Genomic DNA, 15,815 nt, shown 5'->3' with positions numbered 1-15,815 from the left:
GCTTACAGTTCAGTCGGGCGTATTTTTTGTTGCAGGATGGAATAGGCTAAAAGATAGAGGGTCGCGATCCCAAATGCGAAAAGGGTTCCCCACAACAGGCCGGTTTCTTCCAGATAAAGGGCATAACTCAGGGCAAAACAGATCATCGCGCCCAGACCCTTGGGGAAATGTTTGATAATGGTCAGCACCGGACCACGCCCATAGGTGAAATGCATAATAACGATCATGGGAAATACGGTGGAGGGGAAGCTTGCCATGACGCCTGCCATTTTTGGCCCCATGATATGAGCGAGTCCGGTAATGGACAGCACGACAAAACAAGCCGTGGCAGCGCGTACACCTGTGACCCACAGGCCCAAACGGACGGCATTTTTGATTTTGATTTCTTCAAACTTCTTGAAGCCAAACAGGCACAGGGTGATGATAACCAGAAGAAACCCTGTCGCTGTCCACAGGCTAAAATCAATGAGGCTCAGGGGCAGGCCAACGGCAAAAAAAGCAGCAATGGCACTTAGACTGGGCAGAAGAAAGCTGGCCTGAGGGCGCAGGGTCAGCGTAAGCCCATAAGCAACAAACACCGCCAGATTGGCTGTGAGACCTGCTATTGTATGAACGGCACTTTGTGCTCCAAAGATTTCGCCTTCCTGATAGGTGATGAAGATCAGCACAATGGCTGTTCCCAATGGATAGCCGCCTAATAGCCCCGCCCAACGCGGACTGATCCGTTCAGCCACAAAGGACAACCCCAGGACAATGGAAACAGTCACAAATATTTTAATCAGAATCAGCGTCATAGGGCGGCATCATCTATAAAGGCGACAGATTTTGCAATTGCGTATTTATGGGTAGGCCCCTTCGTGGCGCAACAGCCACTCTTTGCGTTTGAGACCTCCTGCATATCCGGTTAAGGTGCCGTTTGATCCAATGACGCGATGACAGGGATAGATCAGAGAAATGGGGTTGAGTGCATTGGCACGGGCAACGGCGCGGATGGCTTTGGGGTTGTTAATGTGCTGGGCCAGTTGTTTATAGCTCCATGTTTGGCCACAAGGGATAGCCTTTAAGGCATGCCAAACCTGTTTTTGAAAATCTGTGCCCTCTGTTTGACAGGGAATTTCGTCCAGGGCTGTCAGATCACCTGTCAGATAGGCCAAAATCTGTGTTTTGATTAGATGGCTTTCCCCTTTGCTCATCTCAAAGCGACCAAACCGTTTTGTCAGCAATTTTTCCTGTCGCGTTCCTTGGTCAGGAAAATCAAGATGAAGAAGGGTTTCCTGTTCATTAAAAACAATGGACAGTTCCCCGCACGGACTTGGGAACGTTTCACTATAAAGCTGTATCATTTAAGAAGCCTTCCACAGATAAAGCGCACCATAAGCCCGCCACGGGCGCCAGTTTTCTGCACGCATGTGTAAATCTTTTTTTGTTGCAGGCAGGCCAAGCTTTTCTAGTCCGCGCAACAGGGCGAGATCGTCTAGCGGGTAAATATCTGGTTCGCAAAAACTGCGCATGATAATGTAATGGGCTGTCCACGGGCCAATACCGGGCAGGCTGCATAAATCTTGTAGGGTTTTTTCCAAAGGGGCGGCCCCATCCAGTTCTTGCCAATTTTGCGCCAGTGTTTTCAAGGTGGTGATCCGTCGCCCGGTTAACCCCAGTCCATCAAGATTTGCCTCTGAAATATCTTGAGGCGTGGGGAAAAGGCCCGTGTTGATGCGGCCAACCAGACGCGAACAAATGGTGCGTGCCCCTTTTACACTGATCTGTTGACCGATGATCGCACGAACCGCAATTTCAAAACTGTCCCAGGCACCGGGCAGGCGCAGACCAGGGGTTTGCGCAATAAGCGGGGCAAGTGCTTCATCATGGCTGAGATCATGGGCAATGGCATCAGGGTCTGCATCAATATCAAACATGCGACGAATTTTAAGCGAAAGATCTCGCAAATATTGCACGGGGATATGACGGATGCTGGCTTTAAGGCGATGTTTATCTGCCTCACATGTCAGGGTGATGTCACCGTGATGACCATCAATGGAAATATGACGGCTGTAGGCGTGATCTGTAACCTGTTCAATCCCGTCAATTGCCCGTTCTTTGAAAAAAGCCAGTAGGCCCTGCCAGTCATAGGGGGGGCGATAACTGAAATAAAGAATGGTTTCTTTTGTTGTCTGGGGTCTTGATTGTAAGGTTTTACGTTCGTGACTGGGGGGAAAGCCGAATGTTTTCTGGTAGGCATCATTAAAACGACGCTGGCTATTAAAACCGGAAGCCAGTGCGACCTCTGTAATGGAGATATCGGTTTGAACCAGTAATTTCTTGGCAAACATTAAACGCCGGGTCTGGGCAATTTGTTTGGGCGAAGCCCCCAGATGTTGTTGAAACAGGCGACGCAGGTGACGTTCACCAATGCCTAAGCGCTCACATAAGGTTTCCAGTTTATTGCCTTCATCCAGAACACCGTTTTCAATCAGGCGCAAGGCACGACGCACTGTTGTTTCTGTCCCCCGCCAAGCCGCACTGGCCGGTGCGCTTTCCGGGCGACAGCGCAAGCATGGGCGAAACCCGGCATTAAGAGCTGCACTGGCAGAAGGGAAAAACGTACAATTTTCAGGCTTTGGTGTATTGGCTGGGCAGACCGGTCGGCAGAAAATCCCGGTGGATGTCACCCCTGTGAAGAAACGTCCGTCAAAACGGACATCACGGGTTTTGAGCGCCTGATAGCATATGTCATGGTCAAGATGTGTCATGGAAGTAGTCTACATGATCTTTGGGCAAACACTCGCCATTTTCGGACATGGATGTGTTTTCCACTGGACAGGGAGACGCAGCTTGACGTTAGAGGTGAGCTTTCATACAACTGTTTGGATCGAAACCAAGGTTTTTGTTTTTCATGCTTGCTTATATTATTCGACGCCTGCTTCTGATTGTGCCAACTTTGCTGGGCATTATGGTGTTGAATTTTGTGATTATTCAGGCAGCCCCCGGTGGCCCGGTCGAACAGATGCTGGCAAAAATTCAGGGTGAAGCCGTTGATGCGACAGCCCGTGTTTCTGGCACGGGGGGATCGGAAGTTCAAAGCAGTGGCTCTGGTGCGCAAAGTTCCAAATATCGCGGTGCCCAAGGTGTACCACCGGAATTGATTGAAGAGATTGAACAGCAGTTTGGTTTTGATAAGCCTGCGTACGAGCGCTTTTTCATCATGATGGGCAACTATATCCGCTTTGATTTCGGTAATAGTTTCTATCGTGATGACAGTGTGGTCGATCTGGTGCTGGATAAAATGCCTGTGTCCATTTCACTGGGGATCTGGACGACCTTGCTGGTCTATCTCATCTCCATACCCTTGGGCATTAAAAAGGCGGTGCGCGATGGATCAAAGTTTGATGTCTGGTCCAGTGGTCTGGTGATTTTGGGCAATGCGATCCCGAGTTTTCTTTTTGCCATTTTATTGATTGTTGTTTTTGCCGGCGGGCGTTATCTCGACTGGTTCCCCCTTCGTGGGCTTGTGTCCGATAACTGGGCGGAACTCAATACACTGGATAAAGTCCTGGATTATTTCTGGCATATGGCCTTGCCGGTCTTGTCCATGGTCATCGGCGGTTTTGCCAGTCTGACCATGTTGACCAAGAATTCTTTTTTAGAAGAGATTAACAAGCAATATGTCATTACCGCACGTGCCAAGGGCTTGCATGAAAATCGGGTGCTTTATGGTCATGTGTTTCGCAATGCCATGTTGATTGTCATCGCAGGTTTTCCGGCCACTTTTATCGGGGTGTTTTTCACAGGCTCCATGCTGACGGAGATTATTTTCTCCCTTGACGGGTTGGGTTTGCTGGGGTTTGAAGCGGCGATCAACCGGGATTATCCGGTGCTGTTTGGTACGCTCTATTTCTTTACCTTGCTCGGGTTGATTATGAATTTGATCGGTGATGTGATGTATCACATTATTGACCCGCGCGTTGATTTTGAGTCGAGGTAGAGCCATGACACCGCTTAATCAACGCCGCTGGGAAAATTTTAAAAAGAACAGACGGGGCTTTTGGTCCCTGTGGCTGTTCTTAATTTTGTTTGGGGTGTCGCTGTTTGCAGAACTGATCGCCAATGACAAGCCTTTGTTGATTTCTTATGAGGGCAGTCTTTATACGCCCTTTATGACCGAATACCCTGAAACCACCTTTGGCGGTTTTTTTGAGACCGAGGCGGAGTATCGCGACCCGGAAGTCCAAAGCCTGATTACCGATGCAGGGGGCTGGATTGTCTGGCCTATGGTGCGTTATAGCTATGATAGTATCAATTATGATCTAAATGTCCCCACACCTGCCCCGCCCAGTGAGGAAAACTGGCTGGGTACCGATGATCAGGGCCGCGATGTGGTGGCTCGCCTTATATATGGTTTTCGCATTTCTGTCCTGTTTGGTCTAATCTTGACGATTGCCAGTTCTATTATCGGCGTGGCCGCAGGGGCTGTGCAGGGCTATTTTGGCGGGGTGATTGATCTGGTCGGGCAGCGTTTTATCGAAATTTGGTCCGGCCTGCCCACGTTATTCTTACTGATTATTTTGGCCTCACTGGTGGAACCGAATTTCTGGTGGTTGCTGGGCTTGATGTTACTGTTTAGCTGGGTCTCTTTGGTCAGTGTGGTGCGGGCAGAATTTTTGCGCGCACGTAACTTTGATTTTGTGCGTGCTGCCAAGGCGTTGGGTGTGGATGATAAAACCATTATTATCCGCCATGTGTTGCCCAATGCGATGGTGGCGACTTTTACCTTCTTGCCTTTCATTCTGAATGGGTCCATCACCACGCTGACAGCGCTGGATTTTCTTGGCTTTGGCTTGCCACCGGGAAGCCCGTCACTGGGGGAAATGTTGAACCAGGGCAAGAATAATCTGCAAGCGCCCTGGCTGGGGCTGACGGCCTTTTTTGTGCTGTCTGTGATGTTGTCTTTACTGATCTTTATCGGGGAAGCCGTGCGTGATGCCTTTGATCCAAGGAAGACCCTGCAATGAGCCTGTTAGAGATCAAAGATTTGCATGTGTCTTTCGGTGATGCCCCAGCGGTGCGCGGTGTGTCTTTTTCTGTGGAGAAAGGTGAGACGTTGGCCTTGGTGGGAGAGTCAGGTTCCGGTAAATCGGTCAGTGCCCTTTCTATTTTGAAACTGCTGCCCTATCCGCGTGCCCATCATCCGCGTGGTTCCATCATCTTTGATGGTGAAGAGTTACTTGATCGTGAGGAACGTAAAATCCGCTCTATCCGTGGCAATCGTATTGCCATGATTTTTCAGGAACCGCTGACCTCGCTTAATCCGCTGCACTCTATTGAGCGCCAGATTTCCGAAGTGCTGTTTGTGCACAAATTAATGACCAAACGTCAGGCGCGTGAACGGGTGATTGAGCTACTCAAACTGGTTGGGTTGGAAGAGGCCACAACAGAAGATCGCCTGAAAGCCTTACCCCATCAATTTAGCGGGGGACAGCAGCAGCGCATTATGATCGCGATGGCATTGGCCAATGAACCGGATATCCTGATCGCAGATGAGCCCACAACAGCCTTGGATGTAACGGTTCAGGCGCAAATTTTGAAGTTGCTGAAAGAGCTGCAAGAAAAGCTTGGCATGGCAATTTTAATGATTACTCATGATCTGGGCATTGTGCGTCATATGGCCGATCGGGTCTGTGTCATGAATGCGGGACAGATTGTGGAAAGCGGACACTGTGTGGAGATATTTGAACGTCCCCAGCATGCCTATACCCAAAAGCTTTTGGCCGCAGAACCCAGTGGGGAGCCGGATTATGATCAGATTGCAAAAGAGATTTTGCGTGTGGAAGATTTTAAGGTTTGGTATCCGATTAAACGTGGGGTGATTAAGCGCACCGTTGGTCATGTCAAGGCGGTAAATGGCATTTCCTTAACCGTGCGCCAAGGTGAGACCTTGGGAGTAGTTGGAGAATCCGGGTCGGGAAAATCCACTCTGGGTCGTGCTATTTTGCGGTTGGAAGATAGTAATGGTGGCTTGGTGTTTGATGGGGCGGATCTTCAAGTCTTGAGCCAGAAAGAGCTACGCCCTTTGCGCAAAGAAATGCAGATGGTGTTCCAAGACCCCTTTGGCTCCATGTCTCCACGTATGTCTGTTCATCAGATTGTCGAAGAAGGTTTGCTCGTTCATAAAATGGGTGGCACTTACGAAGAACGCCGTCAATTGATTGGGGATGTGCTGGAAGAGGTTGGACTACCGCGTCAGGCTCAGGACCGTTATCCTCATGAATTTTCCGGTGGGCAACGCCAACGTATTGCCATTGCGCGTGCTGTTGTTTTAAAGCCCCGCTTGATCATTCTGGATGAACCCACCAGTGCGCTCGATATGTCCGTGCAGGCGCAAATTGTTGAGCTGTTGCGCGATCTACAAACCAAACATAATCTCGCCTATATTTTCATTAGTCATGATCTGAAAGTTGTGCGCGCTATGAGTCATAAGGTCATGGTTATGCAAAATGGGGCCGTGGTCGAACAGGGCGGGTGTGACGATATTTTTGATGCGCCGCAAACGGCCTATACCAAGGCGCTGATGGCTGCTGCCTTTGATATTCAGGCAGATGAGATGGATGTGGTCCATCCATAAAAAAGGCCAGCACAAGGCCAGCCTTTTTTCACGTCTTTGCAATGCAGGCTTTACTGTTGGGCAAAATACATTTTGTCCATGTTCAGCTTATAGCCCCAAGGCAGGCCGGAGTTGCGCCAGCCATTTACAGCACGCACGCCTTTAGAGTTACCTTCCTTGGATTTACCCCCTTCAAAGCCATCAACCATTGTATAGGTGTTTTTCCAGCCTTTTTTATAAAGCATGTTAGCCGCAGGCGCACTGCGTGTGCTGCCGGAACGACACATCATGATAATGGCTGTATCTTTGCTGACTTTCATTTCAGTGAGTTTTGCTTCAACCTGTTCCAGAAACTTGGGGTTTTTCACCATATTATAGACAGGTTTCTTTGGGTGCTTTTTGCTGCGATCACTTAACAGAAACGGGACATGCATATCGGCTTCATCTGTGAAACCTGTGAACATCACTTCGATGGGATCGCGCACATCAATCAGGATAACGGACGCATCTTTTTGCATCATCTCCCAGGCTTCAGAAGCGGTGACATAGAGCTTGGATTCAACTTGTGCCGTTGCTTTTTTCGGTTCCGGGGCTGCGTTGGCTTGAAATGACAGGGAAAGACAGGCCGCGCCAAATGCTAAAAGGGCGAGTTTTTTCATCACAACTATCCTCATTGTTATTTAAGTTTAGTTGTTTCTAATGTATTGAACTTGCCTTGTCTATATAAAATTATTAAAATCTAATGTAGCGTCAATCGCTCAAGCATTTAGGCATAGGAACTTCAAAGAGATAATAACAGTGGTATTACTAACTAAATAATCGAATGTTCGATTGCATAGGCTTTTCCGTTGTCAGTTAGTAGTAAGTTGTTATTGTAACCATATGTAAGTAGATCTTTTTGAATTAAGGATTTTATGGCTACTTCAGCCCTTATTTTTCCTGTGCCGGAGGCTTGAAGGGCCTTGCCCTCATCCCAATAATTTTCTCTATGCTGATCATATCTTACAACAATATAAGAGAAAATTTTCATTTCTTCATTTGTGAGGTTATTCTGCGTTTTTACTGGAACTGAACTATTTGAATTTTGGTGTGGAATTTTAATATTTGATATTCCGGCAAAAGAGCCGATGTGGGGTTTTCGTTCAACTTTATCGTGATGGATTGCTTGAAGAAGTTCAGACAGGCTGTTTTCAATGTGCTCATCATCGGAAAAGTCGACATATAGTTTGCTTGAAATAAACGTTGGTACATTTGTCGCACTTTGTTGTCTGACAATGGGTATGAATTTTTTCTGATTAATATTGGATATTAATTCAGATGTAACGATCATTTTCTCATAACCCACACCCCCAAGACCTTCGTTAGCTTTGGTGACATAGTTTTCTGTGCAGATTAGAAGGATAAAATCGGACTCTTTAAGCTGTTTTTCCATAAAAGCTGGTACGTCGCCCCCGGCAGTCAAGTCCCATTGATCAAGTGTCGTGTCGATGCCATTTGTGCAAAGGGTTTCGGCAAACCAAGCGACCCAACGCTTGTGGGCGGCTGAATCATGAGAATATGAGATAAAGACTTTTGGGGGAGTTTGAGGCATTCTTGGGCTTCTTCAAGTCTGATTTATTAAGATTTTACTGATTTTATTTTTCGACGTTAAAGTAGTCAATAGTCGTCATCCTCGCGCATGCGGGGATCTTGTTCCAAGGGGAAAAAGATTCCGCATCAAGTGCGGAATGACTATTTGTGCTCAATCGCTCCAAAATTCTGGTGCACTGATTTCTTTGGCGACCTGGACTTGGCCGCTCTCTTCGCAGTCTGACAGTTTCCTGACCATCCAGGCATCAGCCCATTTTGGTGGGATGGGAACAGGAGTAGGGTAGCCTTGTGCGCCTGCATTCAGGCTAAAGCCGGATTTTGTGTAGTAATTCGGATCGCCAAGGACGAAGACGAGATCGACGTGTTGGTCAGCCAGTTCCTTAAACCCCGCTTTAATCAGGCGTCGCCCGGTCCCTTTAAAATGAAAATCAGGATGAACGGCCAGCGGGGCCAGTAGGGAGGCGTTCAGCTTTGTGCCTTTAATGCCAGCTTTGGTGAAAAGAATATGGCCGATGATTTGGCCGTCTTGTTCTGCGACCATGGACAGGCACGGCTGGGCGCTGTCATCTTTGAGCAGGTTATCCACCAGTTTGGCTTCATCTTCTTCGCCAAAGGCAAGGCGATGAATTTCAAGAATGTCTTTAAGATCTTTTTCAATTGCTTTGCGGATCATGATTTGTCTTCCTTTAATGCCTGCTCTATAAAACAGGAAATTCAGGAAAATGGAACGTAAAAATGCATCTTCTGGCAGCAACCCCCGGTGCGATTTCTGATGGGTCTGAGGCGATTGACCTGGGTCAGGACCCTGCTGATATTGTTGTTTTATCAGCTGCGGATACTGAACTCGCCTGTCTAGCCTTGGCTCATAAACGTTTATATGAACAAGACCGTTCCATCCCGACCTTGCGGCTCGCCTCCCTTCTTCATATGGGCCACAATATGTCGGTGGACCTGTATGTTGATGATATTATCCAGCATGCTAAACTGGTGGTCGTGCGCCTGCTTGGCGGGAAAAGCTATTGGGAATATGGCGTTGATGAAATTGCCCGGACCTGTGTGGAGAAAAATATTCCACTGGCCTTGCTACCCGGTGATGATCAACCGGATGCGGAACTGACCAATCTGTCTTCTCTCAGTGCCGAAGACACCCATCGCCTGTGGCAATATTGTGTGCATGGCGGCACAGAAAATGGCGTTGAATTTTTGAATTTTGCCCACCATCTGTTGGGCCGCAAGGCACAATGGGCAGAGCCTGCCCCTTTACTGCGTGCCGGGATTTATGGGGCCAGCAGTCTGGACGAATTGCGAAAGGCCCATTGGATCGACGGTCAGCCTGTTGCGGCCATCACTTTTTATCGGGCCTTGATGCAGGCAGGCAACACGGCGGTGATTGATGGGTTGCTTGAGGCGTTGAAAAAACAAGGCATTAATCCCTTACCTCTTTATGCGGCCAGTTTAAAAGATGAAGTGGCAGCGAGTACGATTGAAGAACTGCTTGCCCAAAGCAAGACATCGGTGATTTTGAACGGGACAGGTTTTGCCCTTTCCAAACCCAATGCAGAACGTACCAAGACACCGTTCGATGTGGTGGATTGCCCGGTGCTGCAAGTGGTCTTTGCCGGTTCAAATGAAGACGTCTGGCGAGACGGCACCAATGGGTTGTCTGCACGCGATATTGCCATGAATGTGGCCTTGCCCGAAGTTGATGGCCGGATTTTATCACGTGCGGTGTCCTTTAAAGGTTTGGCACAAAAAGACGAACTCACCCAATGTGATATTGTCACGTACCAACCTGTTTCTGATCGTCTTGAGTTTACGGCCAAACTGGCGGCAAACTGGGCTTTGCTGCGCAACATGGATGCAGCAAAAAGACGCGTGGCTCTTGTGCTGGCGAACTATCCCAACAAGGATGGGCGCATGGGCAATGGGGTGGGACTGGATACGCCTGCAGGTTCGGTCAATGTGCTGAATGCCATGGCGGGTGCGGGCTATCATCTGGACAATATTCCAGCTGATGGCAATGAGCTGATTGAACGCTTACAAGCGGGCGTGACTAACGATTTCACCAAGCTGGATGAACGCGATGTGATTGAGCGTTTATCCGTGGATGATTATGTGTCATTTTTCAATAGCTTGCCGCAATCGGTACAGGATGCGGTGAGCGCGCGCTGGGGTGAACCGGCGAATGATCCATTTTATCGTGACGACAGTTTTGTTTTGCCTGCTTATCGCTGTGGCAATGTGGCGGTTTGTTTGCAGCCGGCGCGGGGTTATAATATTGATCCGGTGGAAAGCTATCACAGCCCGGATCTTGTCCCGCCGCATAACTACCTCGCCTTTTATGCCTGGGTGCGCACGCAGTTTAACGCCCATGCGCTGATCCATATGGGCAAGCATGGCAATTTGGAATGGTTGCCCGGTAAGTCCATTGCGCTTTCAGAAGAGTGTTTCCCCGAAGCCATTTTTGGTCCGCTGGTTCATCTTTATCCCTTCATTATCAATGATCCGGGCGAAGGTACGCAGGCCAAGCGTCGATCCCAAGCTGTGATTATCGACCATCTCACCCCACCGCTAACGCGTGCAGAAAGCTACGGTCCCTTAAAGGATTTGGAACAGTTGGTGGATGAATATTACGAGGCTGCCGGGGTTGATCCACGTCGCCTGAAAGTGTTGAAAAAAGAAATCCTCGCCCTATCGCGCACAACGGGTCTGGATGAAGATTGCGGCATTGCTCGCGATGATGATGAAGAAGAGGCACTGGCCAAGCTGGATAATCACCTGTGTGAGCTAAAAGAGCTGCAAATTCGTGACGGGTTACATATCTTTGGGGAAAGCCCACTTGATCGTCAACTCAATGACCTGCTAGTCGCCCTTGTACGTGTGCCGCGCAACAAAGGGGAAGGGCGTGATGCCTCCCTTATTCGCGCCTTAGCCGATGATCTGGATTTGAATTTTGATCCGCTCGAGTGTGATATGGCAGGCCCTTGGGCGGGGTTGAAACCTGAAATCCTGCAAGGCGATGGGGCATGGCGCACCAATGGCGATACGGTGGAACGTCTTGAAATTTTGGCTGCAAAAATAATCAGTAATGATATTGATGTTTCCCCTTATATGACACGCACAAAAGAGGTGCTGTCTTATGTGGACGAGGTCGTTCGACCCAATGTGCAATCTTGTGGTGATGAAGAAATTGCAGCGATCTTAAAAGGGCTGGACGGTGGATTTGTTCTGCCCGGTGCCAGTGGGGCGCCGACACGGGGGCGCCCGGAAATCCTGCCCACAGGGAAAAACTTTTATTCCGTTGATACCCGCACGGTCCCGACGCCTGCGGCCTGGACCTTGGGTTGGAAATCGGCCAGCTTGATGATTGAACGCTATATGCAGGATCATGGGGACTGGCCGCGTACCATGGCTTTAACCGCTTGGGGCACGTCTAATATGCGTACAGGCGGGGATGATATTGCACAGGGCCTCGCGCTTATGGGGGTGCAGCCCACATGGGATAGTGTCTCGCGTCGCATTACCGGGTTTGAAATTATGCCGCAAACATCGCTGGGGCGCCCACGTGTGGATGTGACCTTGCGCGTGTCCGGTTTCTTCCGTGATGCTTTTGCAGGGCTGATTGATCTCTTTGACAGTGCCGCACGGGCAGTGGCTGAGCTGGATGAAGCAGATGATGTGAACCCGTTGGCTGCACGTGTGCGTGCAGAAAAAGCCCAGATGATGGCGCAAGGGGTCAGTGAAGAAGAGGCGGTGAAACGGGCAGGCTATCGTGTCTTTGGCTCCAAACCCGGCGCATATGGTGCTGGCTTGCAGGCATTGATTGATGAAAAAGGTTGGGACACAGCAGATGATCTGGCGCGTGCCTATGTGGCCTGGGGCGGATATGCCTATGGTCAGGGCAGTGGCGGGGAAACTGCTCATGGTTTGTTTGAAGAACGTTTATCCAACGTGGAAGCCGTGGTGCAAAATCAGGATAACCGGGAACATGATTTGCTCGATAGTGATGATTATTACCAGTTTGAAGGCGGCATGAGCGCCGCCATCCGCAGCCTGAAAGGCGGCGAAGCCCCCACAGTCTATCACAATGACCATTCCCGCCCGGAAAGCCCGCGTATTCGCACATTGGAAGAAGAAATCGCCCGTGTGGTTCGTGCCCGTGTAGTGAACCCAAAATGGATTGAGGGCGTAAAACGTCATGGTTATAAGGGTGCCTTTGAAATGGTGGCGACTGTGGATTACATGTTTGCCTTTGCGGCCACAGCCAATTGTGTAAAGCACCATCATTTTGATGCTGTGTTTGAGGCTTATGTGATGGAGGAGGAAAATTATCACTTCCTTAAAGAGAATAATCCAGCGGCATTAAAAGAAATGCTGGAACGTTTTCAAGAGGCACAAGAGCGGGGCTTGTGGAATCCACGGTCAAATTCGGCCCGATTTATGATCGAAGAGATGATTCAAGAGCTTTAAATCCCTTGGGTTTGAGCGCTTTTGAGGTGTGTTTCTAAAAGTTAACAAAAGGTAAATTTTTATTTATTTTCAATGAGTTAAACTTTTTTTAACCCGATTCGCTCTACTCTTTGGGCATGAAAACGCTACAAACAATTCCGCTGAATCAGATCTTGCAGGGTGACTGTATTGAACTGATGAACAGCCTTCCGGAAAAGTCAGTCGATCTGATTTTTGCGGACCCGCCTTATAACTTGCAACTCGGTGGTGATTTGCACCGCCCCAACAACACCAAAGTCGATGCCTGCGATGATCACTGGGATCAGTTTGACAGCTTCAAGGCTTATGATGATTTCTCCAAAGCCTGGCTGAAAGCGGCCCGTCGTATTCTAAAAGACGATGGCACGATTTGGGTGATTGGGTCGTATCATAATATTTTCCGTGTGGGTGTGACGCTTCAGGATTTGGGCTATTGGATGCTCAATGACGTGATTTGGCGCAAAACCAACCCGATGCCGAACTTCCGTGGTCGTCGTTTCACCAATGCGCATGAAACCATGATCTGGTGTTCGAAGTCTGAAAAAGCCAAATATAACTTCAATTACGAAGCGATGAAGGCTTTTAACGATGACGTTCAAATGCGTTCAGACTGGCTGCTGCCCATCTGTAATGGGGGCGAGCGCCTGAAAAATGATGAAGGCCAAAAAGCGCATCCGACACAAAAGCCGGAAAGCCTGCTTTATCGCGTGATCATGGCCTCAAGCAAACCCGGTGATGTGGTGCTTGATCCGTTCTTTGGTACGGGCACAACAGGTGCCGTTGCCAAGAAACTGGGCCGCAACTTCATCGGTCTGGAACGCGAAACCGATTATATCAAAGTGGCTGAAAAACGCATTAAGTCCATTAAGGGCGAAATTGATACGTCTTTGCTGACCACACCGGCCAAACGTCAGGCCCCGCGCATTCCGTTTGGGACGTTGCTGGAACGCGGCCTGTTGGAACCGGGCACGAAATTGACTGATGTCAAAGGGCGTTATGAAGCACAAGTGCGTGCCGATGGGACGCTCAGTGCCTCTGATTTTAGGGGTTCTATCCACCAAGTTGGCGCACGTGTGCAAAATGCGCAAGCCTGTAACGGCTGGACCTTCTGGCATATGGAAAAAGGCAGTGAGCGCGTTTGTATCGACGAACTGCGTGAACAGGTTCGCGCCGAACTTGCCAGTTAATGTCATCCCTGGCTCGATCGGGGATCTCTTTCCAATAAAGAGAAAGGTCCCCGTTTTCGCGAGGACGACAGATTGATAGAAGAACATTTATAACGCTGGATAAATGTTTGGATTGTTTTGATGCCCTGTAACAGCGTTTTCATCATAACAGGGCATTGAAAACCCCCCGGCCGCTTGTGCGCACTAAGGCCGGGGGTTTTTATTGCCATTATTCTGAATGGATAAAATATCATTGGCGCAGACAAAACAGTCAGATCGCGCCAGATGAATATGCACATCATCGACTTGTTCCAAGACACCGATCTTTTCCAATTTTTGTGCCACATGGGCCTGCATGCCGACCATCATGACCAGCACGTCATGATCGCGTGCTGCATCAATGATTTCCTGAAGGGCGTAAGCAGCGGTGATGTCGAGATTTTTGATATCACTTAAATCTAAAATCACGGCATCGCATTTATCTTCAGGCACGAGGCGTTCCATAATGCCATGGGCGGCACCAAAGGTGACATGCCCGCCAAAATGGCAATAAAAGACGCGATCACCCAAGGCTTCCAGCTCGTCACTTTCTTGATCACTGAGATGACCTTTACCATTTTGTTCGCGCATACTATCAAGCTGAAAACTGGTGAGATGTTGCAAGGTGATCAGGCTGGCCGCCACTACACCAAAGCCCACAGCAATGACCAAATCGACAAAGACGGTGAGGGTGAGGACGGAACAAGTCAGGAAGACCGTGGTGCCCGGTGCTTTTTTCATGACCTTAAGGAATGGCCAGTCGATAATATCCCAGCCGACCTTAATGAGAATGCCCGCCAAAACCGCATGGGGGATATGGCTGGCAAAGCCGCCTAACCCCAGCACGATGGCGAATAAAATGGCAGAATGGAGCAAACCTGACAGGGGTGTTTTACCACCGGCGCGGATATTGACCACTGTGCGCATGGTGGCCCCTGCACCGGGGATGGCACCGAACAGGCCGGCCAGTGTATTGCCGATGCCTTGGGCGATGAGTTCTTGATTGGCTTTATGTTTGGTCTTGGTCATATTATCGGCAATCAGTGAGGTCAGCAGGCTATCCACCGTGCCAAGCAAGGCCAGCATCAAGGCGGCTGTTACCATCTCGATAAACTGGGAACCGATAAAGGTTGGGAGGATAAGGCTGGGCAGACCCGTGGGGATATCCCCGATAATCGGCACGCCATTATCCAGTATAAAGACCAAAATGGTGCAGCTGATCAGCGCGACAAGGGCAGGGGGGATCAAATTTGCCACCGCTTTGGGGCAAAAAATCATAATGGTAAGGCTTAGCACTCCAATGATGGCTGAATTTATGTGAATATTGCCCAGTAATGTCGGCAGATAGGCCAAGGCCCCGACCGTGCCCCCTGTTGCAACTGAATGGCCCAATAGGGGGGCGAGCTGGATTAAAATGATGATGATCCCAATGCCACTCATGAAGCCGGAAATCACAGAAAATGGTACAAAGCTGATATATTTTCCGATTTTCGCCAGTCCAAAACCGATTTGAAACAGGCCCCCCATCATGACAATGCTAAAGGCTACGGCAGGTTGATCAATATATTGCATGACCACTGCGCTCATAACGACTGTCATAGGACCGGTTGGGCCAGAGACTTGAGCAGGTGTTCCTCCAAAAAGGGAGGCAAAAAAGCCAACGATGATGGCCCCATAAAGCCCGGCCATGGCTCCGGCCCCACTGGCAACCCCAAAAGCCAAAGCTAAAGGAAGTGCAACAACAGCCGCAGTTACACCGCCATAAATATCCCCACGAATATTGTCAAAGCGAAACGTTGCCAGCATTGCATCGCTCCATATCCAACAAAACAGCCTGTTCGATTATGCCATATTTGGCGATTTTCCGGGAGATGAGAATTATGAAATTTGCTTCTAAAGGCCAATTATCATTTTTGCTTTTCATAAAGGGGACA

Annotated in this window: 12 protein-coding genes; 5 read left to right on the top strand and 7 right to left on the bottom strand. The window is 49.2% G+C overall.

The annotated features are described in order from the left end of the window. Positions 1–2 precede the first annotated feature (2 nt). The 3 genes from E4K71_RS14975 to E4K71_RS14965 are packed head-to-tail and all read right to left on the bottom strand — an operon-like array spanning position 3 to position 2,750. Positions 3–794, bottom strand: a complete 792-nt coding sequence (locus tag E4K71_RS14975; protein WP_135080997.1) for a hypothetical protein — start codon at positions 792–794, stop codon at positions 3–5. Positions 795–839: 45 nt separating this feature from the next. Beyond that, a complete protein-coding gene (locus tag E4K71_RS14970; protein WP_135080994.1) occupies positions 840–1,343 on the bottom strand; it encodes a methylated-DNA--[protein]-cysteine S-methyltransferase in 504 nt (167 codons plus the stop codon). Further along, positions 1,344–2,750, bottom strand: coding sequence for a DNA-3-methyladenine glycosylase 2 family protein (locus E4K71_RS14965; protein WP_135080992.1), 1,407 nt, complete (start codon positions 2,748–2,750; stop codon positions 1,344–1,346). Positions 2,751–2,893: 143 nt separating this feature from the next. Here E4K71_RS14965 and E4K71_RS14960 point away from each other — a divergent pair, with 143 nt between their 5' ends. The 3 genes from E4K71_RS14960 to E4K71_RS14950 are packed head-to-tail and all read left to right on the top strand — an operon-like array spanning position 2,894 to position 6,619. After that, positions 2,894–3,982, top strand: a complete 1,089-nt coding sequence (locus tag E4K71_RS14960; RefSeq protein ID WP_135080990.1) for a microcin C ABC transporter permease YejB — start codon at positions 2,894–2,896, stop codon at positions 3,980–3,982. 4 nt (positions 3,983–3,986) lie between these two features. Next, positions 3,987–5,009 (top strand): ABC transporter permease, encoded by a 1,023-nt coding sequence (locus E4K71_RS14955; RefSeq protein WP_135080988.1) that lies wholly within the window; start codon positions 3,987–3,989, stop codon positions 5,007–5,009. Beyond that, entirely contained in the window at positions 5,006–6,619 is a 1,614-nt protein-coding gene (locus E4K71_RS14950; RefSeq protein ID WP_135080986.1) for an ABC transporter ATP-binding protein, read from the top strand. Before E4K71_RS14955 ends, E4K71_RS14950 begins: the two co-directional genes overlap by 4 nt. 50 nt (positions 6,620–6,669) lie before the next feature. On the opposite strand, the gene E4K71_RS14945 is transcribed toward E4K71_RS14950, so the two are convergent. The 3 genes from E4K71_RS14945 to E4K71_RS14935 all read right to left on the bottom strand — a co-directional run bounded on the left by E4K71_RS14945 (position 6,670) and on the right by E4K71_RS14935 (position 8,861). Beyond that, positions 6,670–7,257, bottom strand: coding sequence for a rhodanese-like domain-containing protein (locus E4K71_RS14945; protein ID WP_135080984.1), 588 nt, complete (start codon positions 7,255–7,257; stop codon positions 6,670–6,672). Positions 7,258–7,409: 152 nt separating this feature from the next. After that, complete coding sequence (locus tag E4K71_RS14940) at positions 7,410–8,189, bottom strand: toll/interleukin-1 receptor domain-containing protein (protein ID WP_135080982.1); 780 nt, start codon at positions 8,187–8,189, stop codon at positions 7,410–7,412. A gap of 150 nt (positions 8,190–8,339) precedes the next feature. Beyond that, positions 8,340–8,861, bottom strand: a complete 522-nt coding sequence (locus E4K71_RS14935; RefSeq protein ID WP_135080980.1) for an N-acetyltransferase — start codon at positions 8,859–8,861, stop codon at positions 8,340–8,342. 62 nt (positions 8,862–8,923) lie between these two features. On the opposite strand from E4K71_RS14935, the gene cobN reads away from it, so the two are divergent. After that, a complete protein-coding gene (gene cobN / locus E4K71_RS14930; protein ID WP_135080978.1) occupies positions 8,924–12,658 on the top strand; it encodes a cobaltochelatase subunit CobN in 3,735 nt (1,244 codons plus the stop codon). Between the two features lie 116 nt (positions 12,659–12,774). Then, entirely contained in the window at positions 12,775–13,863 is a 1,089-nt protein-coding gene (locus E4K71_RS14925) for a site-specific DNA-methyltransferase (RefSeq protein ID WP_135080976.1), read from the top strand. Between the two features lie 183 nt (positions 13,864–14,046). On the opposite strand, the gene E4K71_RS14920 is transcribed toward E4K71_RS14925, so the two are convergent. Next, the gene (locus E4K71_RS14920; RefSeq protein ID WP_135080974.1) at positions 14,047–15,687 is read right to left on the bottom strand and encodes a SulP family inorganic anion transporter; all 1,641 of its coding nucleotides are present in this window, start codon (positions 15,685–15,687) and stop codon (positions 14,047–14,049) included. Positions 15,688–15,815 lie beyond the last annotated feature (128 nt).

Origin of the sequence: Terasakiella sp. SH-1 (assembly GCF_004564135.1) — a bacterium.
Taxonomy (GTDB): domain Bacteria; phylum Pseudomonadota; class Alphaproteobacteria; order Rhodospirillales; family Terasakiellaceae; genus Terasakiella.
This window is presented reverse-complemented; position numbering and strand designations above follow the sequence as displayed.